Source organism: Anaerococcus obesiensis ph10 (assembly GCF_000311745.1).
Taxonomy (GTDB): Bacteria; Bacillota; Clostridia; order Tissierellales; family Peptoniphilaceae; genus Anaerococcus; species Anaerococcus vaginalis.
Genome location: NZ_HE978531.1, coordinates 690,889 through 700,435 on the forward strand (window position 1 = coordinate 690,889; position 9,547 = coordinate 700,435).

Genomic DNA, 9,547 nt, shown 5'->3' on the forward strand with positions numbered 1-9,547 from the left:
TTAAGATCATAAAGTCTACATAACATAGCAACTCTCATACTATAAATCTTTATTGCTTGCATTTTTACCTCCTATGTAAGTTATTTTTTTACCCTGGTAAGTTGTTTAAATTTAAAATATATTTATCTCACCTAGCAACTTAAATAATATTTACACTTCAAAGTATTTTGATTTTTATAGAAAGATAACAAAATACCCCTCACTTTATATAGTGAAATTTGCCCTCTTTGGTAACCAGAATTTTTATTTTTCTATAGTATTTTTGAGTTTTAATGTTAAATTGAACATAAAAAATGAGGACTTATGCACATAGGCATAAATCCTCTAATCTAAATTTTTCTATTCAAAGACTTTAAATCTTTCTTCCTATCAATTATTTAATTTCCATGATTCTGCCTTAGCTTTTGCATTTATAAGGTCAGAATAAAGTCCATCATTGTTAATCAGTTCTTCATGATCTCCACGTTCTACTATCTCTCCATCTTTTAAGACTAAGATTTGATCTGCATTTCTTATGGTTTTTAGTCTGTGGGCAATCATAATTACTGTTTTGTTTTTTGTTAATGATTCTATTGCTTCTTTAAGTTTATCTTCATTTTCTGGATCTACATTTGCAGTTGCTTCATCAAAAATAATTATGTCTGCATCTTTTAGCATGGCTCTGGCTATGGAGATTCTTTGTTTTTCTCCGCCTGATAGACTTGCTCCACCTTCCCCAATGATAGTGTCATATCCTTCTGGTAAAGCTTCTATAAATTCATGGCACCTTGCCTTCTTTGCAGCTTCTACAACCTCTTCATGGCTTGCATTTTGTTTTCCAAATTTTATATTATTTTCAATTGTATCTTCAAATAGATATACATCTTGAAATACCATGGAAATAGAATTCATTAAGTTTTCTATCTTATAGTCTTTTATATTTTTTCCACCTATTAAAATTTCGCCAGAATTTACATCCCAAAATCTCGCTATGAGATTACAAAATGTTGTCTTACCAGATCCAGATGGGCCGACAATGGAAGTCATAGTATTTTCTTTTATCTCTGCTGATACATTTTTTAAAATTGGTCTATCATCATAAGAAAAGCTGACATTTTTAAAGACTATATCATGATTTTTTATAGACTCTGTAATACTTCCTTCTCTCATATCAGGCATAGAGTCGATAAAACCTACAGAATCTATAGCATTTTCGCAAGCTCTTAGGATTGCCATGTTTGATCCTGCCCCGATTAAGCCTTCAAAGATAATAAAGGATGCCATAATCATAAGAATTGTTTCAGCAAGTGGAAGTTCACCAGATAAATTTAATTTTAATGATACATAGACCATAGCTACTGTTGTTATTCCCATTACAATTCTTTGGATAACTGTGTAAGGTGCTACAGATATTTCTAAATCTAAAAGTATATTTGATGTATCTTTTATAGACTTTCTCAAAGCCCTGTTATTTTCTCCACCAAGATTATAGGATTTTATAACCTGCATTCCTTGTAAAGTTGCTAATACTTCTTTTGTAAGTCTTGTTTGTGTTTCTGTCATTTTGTCTGCATTAGCTGATGATTTTTTCTCCATCATTGATGTAACGATGAAAAATACTACCACACCTGCTACAGCAACCAGTCCTACCTTTACATTAAAAATTAAAGTTCCAAGGACAAAGACTAAAGTATTTAAAACTCCACCAAGTACAAGAACCAAAAGCATAGGCACCCACATTTCTGCTTGGGAAAGTGAAGATGTAGCAATAGTAGTTAATCTTCCTAGTGAAAAGCTTGAAAAGAAACCCATAGGAACTCTTTTTATTTTTTCTCCTATTTCTATCCTCTTATGAGCTGCCATAAAATATCCAGCGTGTGTTTGTGCCATTTGTGATGATTTTTGTGTCATTATCTTTCCAACAAGGGATATAACTAATATTCCAAGACAAACAAAGATAGCCTTATAGTCTAAAGTTTTAGAAAAAATATTTACTAGCATATAGTAAATTGCACCAAACTCAAGGGCATTAAATACTGCGTGCAAAAATCCAGCGAGAATAGATTTCTTAATATATACCTGTTCTTCTTTTGAAAAATTCCATATCTTTTTAAACACATTAAGCATTTTCATCACCCCTTAAATTTGCAGCATACATTTCCTTATAAAGTTCTGATGACTTTAATAGTTCTTCATGAGTACCATAAGAATTTAATTTGCCATCTTTAATAACAAATATCCTATCTGCATCAACAATTGTCTTTAGCCTATGAGCGATTATGATTAAAGTTTTACCCTTAACTAGATTTGCCAAGGCGTTTTGTATGAGAGCTTCATTTTCAGGATCTATATAAGAAGTTGCTTCATCTAAAATTACGATTGGTGCATTCTTTAGCATGGCACGGGCAATAGATATTCTTTGTCTTTCTCCTCCAGACAGATGACCTCCACCTTCACCAACTCTTGTATCATAACCATTAGATAGATTCATAATAAAATCATGGCAGGCAGATTTTTTACATACATCTATAATTTCTTCGTCAGAGGCATTCTTATTTCCAAGCCTAATATTTTCCTTTATAGTCATATCAAAGAGGAAATTGTCTTGGGATACAAAAGAAATAAGTGAAGACAAGTTTTCGAGCGACACATCTTTTGTTTCTACTCCGCCAATTTTAATAGATCCCTTATCTACATTCCAAAATCCAGCAATGAGTTTTGCTATTGTGGACTTGCCTGACCCAGAAGGACCAACAAGTGCTGAAACAGAAGATTCTTTTATTTCCATAGAAAGATTATCTATAACCTTATTTTTTCCATCGTAGGAAAAGTCTACGTCTTGAAGTTCTATATTATAGGATTCTATTTTTTCTCCCTTGTCAATATTTTCTAACTCTCTTGAATCTAAAATCTTTCCTATTTCAGAAGTTATAGTTGATATTCTTGACATATCATCCATATAGTTCATTATTTTTAAAATGCTAGAAACTGTAGCAAAGGATAAGACGATTAAGGTAATTAAATTTCCTAAATCAATACTTCCATTTATATAAAATAAAATCCCAAAGGGTATGATTGTAATAATTCCCATAGGAGAAAGTAATCTACCTATGGCAACCCTATTCATAGATTCACCCATCCAGTTATAATAAAAGCTTGCATTATCATAAACTGCATCAGCGTATTTTTTATAAGATGATTCGCTTTGATTAAATGTCTTTATTACTTCTATCCCATTTATATACTCAACAATAGAATTATTCATGTGTTGACCAATAGCAACTGACTTTCCAAACATTTCCTTATAATGAGCATTCATAACAGACATCATGGTAGCCATTCCCACCACAAAAGGAATTAGTGATAGCAAGGTCAATCGCCAATCTAAGGTAAACATGTAAATAAACAATAGAATAGGTCCTACTAAATTTGCAGTAAATTCTGGCACTAAGTGGGCAAGGGATGTTTCCATAGAATCAACTTGCTCAACAATTATATTTTTAAATTCCCCTGAAGATCTTGATAATACATCTCCCAATGGCATCTTGAAAAGTTTCTTAGAAATATCATTTCTAATTTCTCCTAATGAGTTAAAAGTTGCGGTATGGGAAATACTTGTTGATATTCCTGCTGCCACTTCTTTAATAACAAATGTTATTAAAATATTTATGCATAGTGGAGTGTATAAGCTCATATCCCTTATGCCATTAATCAAATTCACAATAATTTTCGCCATGTATATATAAGAAAAAAGACCAGCCACTACTCCAATTATTGCCAGTAAGATTGACATAAAATATGAGCCTTTTCTCTTTTTTACATATTGTTTTATTAGATCCATCAAATCCCCTCCTTAATAAATCCTCGTAATAATAAGATAGGTCTATCCATTCACTACTTTATAGATAGACCTGCCTTAAATTCAATTTATTAACCTATTCTCATTTAGCTTTTACACTATAAATATTGAAAAATTGTGGTGTACTTGTAAAGTCATATCCATCAATTTTGTCATTTCTATATAAAATCATTTCTTTTGAATAAGAAAGAGGCAAATCCATAGCGTTTTCGTTTGAATATACTATAGCTTTTTGTATATTATCTTTAATCTCCCCTTCATCTGTAGAAGTGGAAGCCTTCTTTATTGCGTCAATATATATATTGGAATCTGAAAGTGCTTTTAATGGCATTAAATGTGGATCCATTTCAGTTACTGATTCTTGTAAGAACTTGTGAGGTTCAGTATAAGAACCCTCTGTATTCCATGTTGTCAAATGGAATTCTCCCTTTATACCATCTGTCCACCATGACATTTGATCTTTTTCAACTATGTCAACATCTATACCTACTTCTTTTAATTGCGTCTTTATTGCAAGTGCAGTTTCCTTAGCAAGTACTAAATCTGACCAGTAAACATATTGAAGCTTTAATGGACTTCCGTCCTTTTCTCTTATTCCTGTATCTTTATTAAGTTTCCAACCCGCTTCATCTAGCAAGCTATTTGCCTTTTCAGGAGCATAACTATAATTAGTTGGATAATTTGCATCACAATAAGTCACATTTTTAGGGAATAAAGTTTCAGCTACATCTTCATATGAGTATGTTAAACTGTCGACAATGTCTTTTTTGTTAATTGCATAATTAATTGCTTGGCGAACTTTTAAATCTTCTAATTCTTTTTTACTTGGATTTAAAATTAGATTCTTAGTCAAAGTCCTATTTTTATTGACTTTTCCAGTAACATCCTTAATTTCAGAACCTTTTTTGAAGTCATCATAATTTATTAAATCTGCTCCATAAATTAAATCTATTTCCCCTTTATTTAAGGCTTGAAGTCTTGAGGAAGCATCGGGAATATATTTGACAATAACTTCATCATAGTAAGGTTTTTCCCCATGATAATTTTCATTTCTAACAAATTTTGTATATTCTCCAGATTTAAATTCTTCATATACATAAGGACCTGTTCCTATATTTTCGGTAAATGTCTCAAAGTTTCCCTCAGTAAATGACTTTGGAGATGGCATCCCCAATACATTTTGGAAACAAAAGCCATTTATATAAAATTTAGACGGATTTTCATAATGAACAGCAATCGTATTATCATCAATAACTTCTGTTGATTTTATCTCTGCAACAGCCCTAATGCCTGCAAAGTTAGGATTAGACTTATCAAAGTCTAATATTTTTTTCACTGCATCAGCATTAAAATCTTCACCATCTGAAAACTTTACCCCGTCCTTTAATTTAAAGATTAAAGTTTTGCCATCATCTTTATATTCAAAGCTTTCAGCAAGTTTTGGTACAATTTCACCGTTTTCATAAGCTACTAGGGTTTCGTAAATTAAACCACACGCCATATTATTTTCCTTATTCATTGTTAAAGTCGTAAGGTTTGTCAGTTCTTTAGCAGTACATAAGGTTAAAACCTTCTTGCTTTCATCTTTTGTGTTTTCACTTGCTACATTTGAATTTTCTTGTGCTTTTTCTTGATTCTTTTGGCAACCTCCTAGTAAAATTGAAAAACTAAATACAAGTGCCAATAAAACCATCATATTTTTTCTAAGTTTGATCATTTCTATCTCCTTTGCAATTTTCCTTCTCTCAATATTTTTCCTTTCTTTATCTCTATGATATAATCTGAAATCTGTTTTGCTTGATTTATATCATGAGTGATAAAAATATAAGAAATACTATGCTTAGATTGATAATAAAAAAGTAAGTTTAGTACTTTTTCAATCGTCAATAAGTCAAGCCCAGCCGTGACCTCATCTAGTATTAAAAAATCAGGATTAACCATAAGGGCTCTTATGAGCGACAATCTTCTTTGCTCGCCTCCAGATAGTTGGTGAACGGGCACATCTAATATTTCCTTTTTTAAATGTAAATCCTCGCAAAATAATAACACCTTTTCCTTTCTTTCCTTTTTCGACAAGTTTGTTAAATTAATAAGCCCTTCTTCCAAATTTTTAAAAGTGCTTATACCAGGATTTAAAGTACCAGATGTATCCTGGAAAACAGACTGGATATTTTTTCTATATTTTCTTATTTTTTTTAATTTTAATTTTGAGATATCTACAGAATCATAGAGTATAGATCCTTCATCTATTCTTTCTAATCCTATTAATGCTTTTGCAATGGTGCTTTTACCAGATCCGCTTTCACCAATTAAACTTAAGTTATCTCCCCTTTTAAGTGAAAAGGAAATTTGATCTAGAGCTTTAAATGTCCCCTTTACTGTTTCAAAAGAAAGACTAACATTACTCATAGCTATTTCGTCCACTCCCATTCACCTCCAGAATCTAATATCTTCTTACTACATTCAACAAATTTTCTTGTCCATTCCTCTTTAGGACTTTCAAATATATCTTTACTACTACCCTTTTCTATAACACACCCATTTTCTATCACATAGATGCAGTCGCTATATTTTTTAAGAATTTCGGCATCGTGTGTTATTAATAAAATTCCTTTCCCTTTGAAATTTGCTTTAATCAATTCAAAAAATAATGATGAGTTATAATTGTCTAAGGCTGATGTTGGTTCATCAGCAATTATATAATCAGTATTTAGTCCCATAGATATCGCTAAAATCACACGCTGAATCATGCCTCCAGAGAGTTCAGTTGGATATGAATCTAAAACTCTTTCATATTCAAGATTGACGCTTTTGAGCTTATCTTTTGCTATACTTAATGCTTCTGATTTATTTATATTAAGATTAGCAATATATATTTCAACCATTTGACTTTTTATCTTTTTTCTTTTGTCAAAAGAAATCATGGGAAGTTGAGGAATAAAAGCGATGTTTCTATTGTTGCTATTGATATTATCTTTTTCCAATATATCGAAATCATCTATAGTAATAGTTCCAGAACTTACTTTTAAATCCTCTGATAAAATCCCAAGTATTGTGTTTACTAATGTAGTCTTTCCAGCACCACTGGGTCCAGTGAGACCAATAATTTTTCCCATAGGAATTCTAAGAGAAATATTATTTAAAAGATTGTTTCCTTTTTTATCTTTAACTTGTAATTGATTAACCAAAATCATATCTTCACCTTCTATTCGCTTCTTTTGCAATAATATTAAAAGACATTGTAGTAATAAAAACTGCAAAAATAGGGTAAATTATGAGTTCTGGCTTAATAAATATTGAATCTCTCGCTTCTAAAATCATAGAACCCCACTCCACAACATTTTCTCCAAGTCCAATTCCTATAAATGAAAAACCAGTAATTGCTAAAATCATATCCGCACAGGACAGACAAATATAATGAACTAAATCTAATAATATATTTGGTAGTATATGAACTAGAACCAACCTAGTCTTTGAAGCACCAAGTGAAATCATACAAGTGCAATAAGCTTTATCATATTCAATATTTATTTGAGTTCTAACAAGTCTTAAAAATCTCAATATATATGAAACAACCAGAGCGATTAATGTAGTTTTTATTCCATTTCCCCAAGATGCTATAAATATGATTAAATAAGCAATTGGTGGTATAGCCGTTACAGCATTAATAATCGAATCTACTATTACATTCTTTTTCATGGTAACTTTTGACGTTAGTGTACCTAAAAGCAAACCTAAAGTAAAAACAATAATTGATGCCGTCATAACCATAAATAATGTAGTTTTCCCCCCGTACAGTATTCTCGATAAAACGCACCTGCCCATACTATCATTTCCCAAAAGATACTTAGAACTTGGATTTGCAAATCTAAGGGGAAGATTAACTTCTAAGGGATCATTAGGGGCAAAAAAACTTCCAAAAAATATAAATAAAATCACTAGGAAAGGAAATAATGTCCTTTTGTTTATTTTCATTAATCTCCCCTTTCCTTTATCAAAAGATCGTTTATCAAATCTGATATTATATTAGCAAGTGCAATAAATAATGCTAAAAAGAAAACCAACCCATGAATCATCGTTGCATCACGATTTATTACAGAATTTACAATCAAATATCCAAATCCTGGAATAGAAAAAACTCCCTCAACTATTGCCACATTTGCAATCATAAGTCCAATACTCTGAAAGAAATTTGGAATTAACTTTACTATCGAGTTTGGCAATATATGTTTCACGAACAAAGTAAATTCCTTTAGACCATTTGCTCTAAAAAACATAATATAATATTCACCATTCTCTTTGTCTAAAGCATCTTTAAATAGTGGATAATAAAAAGAAGCCCCAAATATCCCTAAAGTTATTGCAGGAAGTAGATAGTTTGTAATGCCAATATTACCTGCTACTGATAGCAAATCCCACTTTACTGCAAATATATCAAGTAAGATAATAGCAATATAAAAGCTAGGAATTGAAACACCAATAAGGCATAAAAGATTTATAAGCTTATTGATTATCTTGCTCTTCCATAAGAAAGTAATACATCCCAAAGATAATACTAAAATTACCTGCAATATTGCGGAAAAGAAAACAACAGATAAAGTTTTTGGCAAAGCCAACATTATATTATCCCAGACTGGTTTACCATTGCTTAAAGACTGTCCTAAGTCTAGAGAAAAAAGATTTTTAATCCAGTTAAAATATTGCTTATATACAGGTTTGTCAAAACCAAATCTTATTCTTACGTCTTCAATTTGCTCAGGTGATGGACTTCCGATATGTCTTTTAGCATATGCAGTGGCTGGATCGACGGGAGATAATTTCATTAAAACAAATGATAAAACACTAACAATTAATAATGTCATTATTAGCTCATAAAATTTTTTTAAAAATGTCTTTTTTGTATTCATTTTTATACCATAATTTAAGATCAGCCTAATAATTCAGGAAATTTATTTTTCAAATAATCTTCTAACATCTTTTTGATTGTTTCTTTATTTTCAATAAAAATTTCTTTTTGATTTAAACTTTCATATCCTAAAATCAAAGTATTTACAAAGGTCACTAAAAACTCATCTTCAAAAATAGATGAGAGCTTATCGTTTGGAGGAAATGCAGACGATAAAATTTCTGTGTTTGTTTCTTTTAAATTTTCAAACATTTCACACAATCTTTTATCTTCATTTTGTAGTTTCAAAAAAATTGCATATATGCTTTTAAATTCATTTTCATCATAAATTCTTTCCATCATCATCTCAGTAATTGCGTCTAAAGTCGTTAACTTAGATGTGTCGATAGTTTTGTTTTTTTCTCCTCTATATTTGATACCTGATTTCATAAAATCATAAATCATTTCATAGGTTGAACCATAATGATAGTAAACACCACCTTTACTTAAACTGACTTTTTCTATAACATCTTCCATAGTTGTATTTTGGAAACCCTTTTCTAAAAAACATGTCTTTGCCGCTTCCAGAATTTCTAACTTCCTTTTTTCTCCTACTTTCAATTTTTTATCATTCAAAACTTTATCTCCTGTCAATAAATAATTCCGACGCTACCGTCAGTTTTATTGTAACTCATTTGATAATTAATTTCAATACATGAATTATTTTAAAATTTAGTAATCTTATTTAAGATATTTGCTTGAACGCCCTTTATACTTCTTTATTAATTTCTTTAAATGCGGTATAATTAATAAAACTTAATACA

At 30.6% G+C, this 9,547-nt stretch carries 8 protein-coding genes; all 8 read right to left on the bottom strand.

Annotation, left to right across the window (positions count from 1 at the left end; translation table 11 throughout):
- Positions 1-369 precede the first annotated feature (369 nt).
- Positions 370-2,106, bottom strand: coding sequence for an ABC transporter ATP-binding protein (locus HGAG_RS03500; protein ID WP_019117944.1), 1,737 nt, complete (start codon positions 2,104-2,106; stop codon positions 370-372).
- Positions 2,099-3,820 carry an ABC transporter ATP-binding protein gene (locus HGAG_RS03505; protein ID WP_019117945.1) on the bottom strand — a complete coding sequence of 574 codons (1,722 nt, stop codon included), beginning with the start codon at positions 3,818-3,820 and terminating at the stop codon, positions 2,099-2,101. Before HGAG_RS03505 ends, HGAG_RS03500 begins: the two co-directional genes overlap by 8 nt.
- 100 nt (positions 3,821-3,920) lie before the next feature.
- On the bottom strand, positions 3,921-5,555 hold the full coding sequence (locus tag HGAG_RS03510) for an ABC transporter substrate-binding protein (protein WP_019117946.1): 1,635 nt from the start codon (positions 5,553-5,555) through the stop codon (positions 3,921-3,923).
- A gap of 2 nt (positions 5,556-5,557) precedes the next feature.
- Entirely contained in the window at positions 5,558-6,268 is a 711-nt protein-coding gene (locus HGAG_RS03515; protein WP_019117947.1) for an ATP-binding cassette domain-containing protein, read from the bottom strand.
- Positions 6,250-7,032 (bottom strand): ATP-binding cassette domain-containing protein, encoded by a 783-nt coding sequence (locus HGAG_RS03520; RefSeq protein ID WP_019117948.1) that lies wholly within the window; start codon positions 7,030-7,032, stop codon positions 6,250-6,252. The genes HGAG_RS03515 and HGAG_RS03520 overlap by 19 nt, the downstream gene beginning before the upstream one ends.
- Before the next feature lie 4 nt (positions 7,033-7,036).
- Positions 7,037-7,813 carry an ABC transporter permease gene (locus HGAG_RS03525; protein WP_004816322.1) on the bottom strand — a complete coding sequence of 259 codons (777 nt, stop codon included), beginning with the start codon at positions 7,811-7,813 and terminating at the stop codon, positions 7,037-7,039.
- Positions 7,813-8,745, bottom strand: a complete 933-nt coding sequence (locus tag HGAG_RS03530; RefSeq protein WP_019117949.1) for an ABC transporter permease — start codon at positions 8,743-8,745, stop codon at positions 7,813-7,815. The genes HGAG_RS03525 and HGAG_RS03530 overlap by 1 nt, the downstream gene beginning before the upstream one ends.
- 20 nt (positions 8,746-8,765) lie before the next feature.
- The gene (locus HGAG_RS03535; RefSeq protein WP_019117950.1) at positions 8,766-9,359 is read right to left on the bottom strand and encodes a TetR/AcrR family transcriptional regulator; all 594 of its coding nucleotides are present in this window, start codon (positions 9,357-9,359) and stop codon (positions 8,766-8,768) included.
- Positions 9,360-9,547 lie beyond the last annotated feature (188 nt).

Excerpts from the sequence above, each read along its gene's own strand:
- HGAG_RS03500 (WP_019117944.1), bottom strand. The coding sequence starts at position 2,106 with ATGCTTAATGTGTTTAAAAAGATATGGAATTTTTCAAAAGAAGAACAG.
- HGAG_RS03505 (WP_019117945.1), bottom strand. The coding sequence starts at position 3,820 with ATGGATCTAATAAAACAATATGTAAAAAAGAGAAAAGGCTCATATTTT.
- HGAG_RS03510 (WP_019117946.1), bottom strand. The coding sequence starts at position 5,555 with ATGATCAAACTTAGAAAAAATATGATGGTTTTATTGGCACTTGTATTT.
- HGAG_RS03515 (WP_019117947.1), bottom strand. The coding sequence starts at position 6,268 with ATGGGAGTGGACGAAATAGCTATGAGTAATGTTAGTCTTTCTTTTGAA.
- HGAG_RS03520 (WP_019117948.1), bottom strand. The coding sequence starts at position 7,032 with ATGATTTTGGTTAATCAATTACAAGTTAAAGATAAAAAAGGAAACAAT.
- HGAG_RS03525 (WP_004816322.1), bottom strand. The coding sequence starts at position 7,813 with ATGAAAATAAACAAAAGGACATTATTTCCTTTCCTAGTGATTTTATTT.
- HGAG_RS03530 (WP_019117949.1), bottom strand. The coding sequence starts at position 8,745 with ATGAATACAAAAAAGACATTTTTAAAAAAATTTTATGAGCTAATAATG.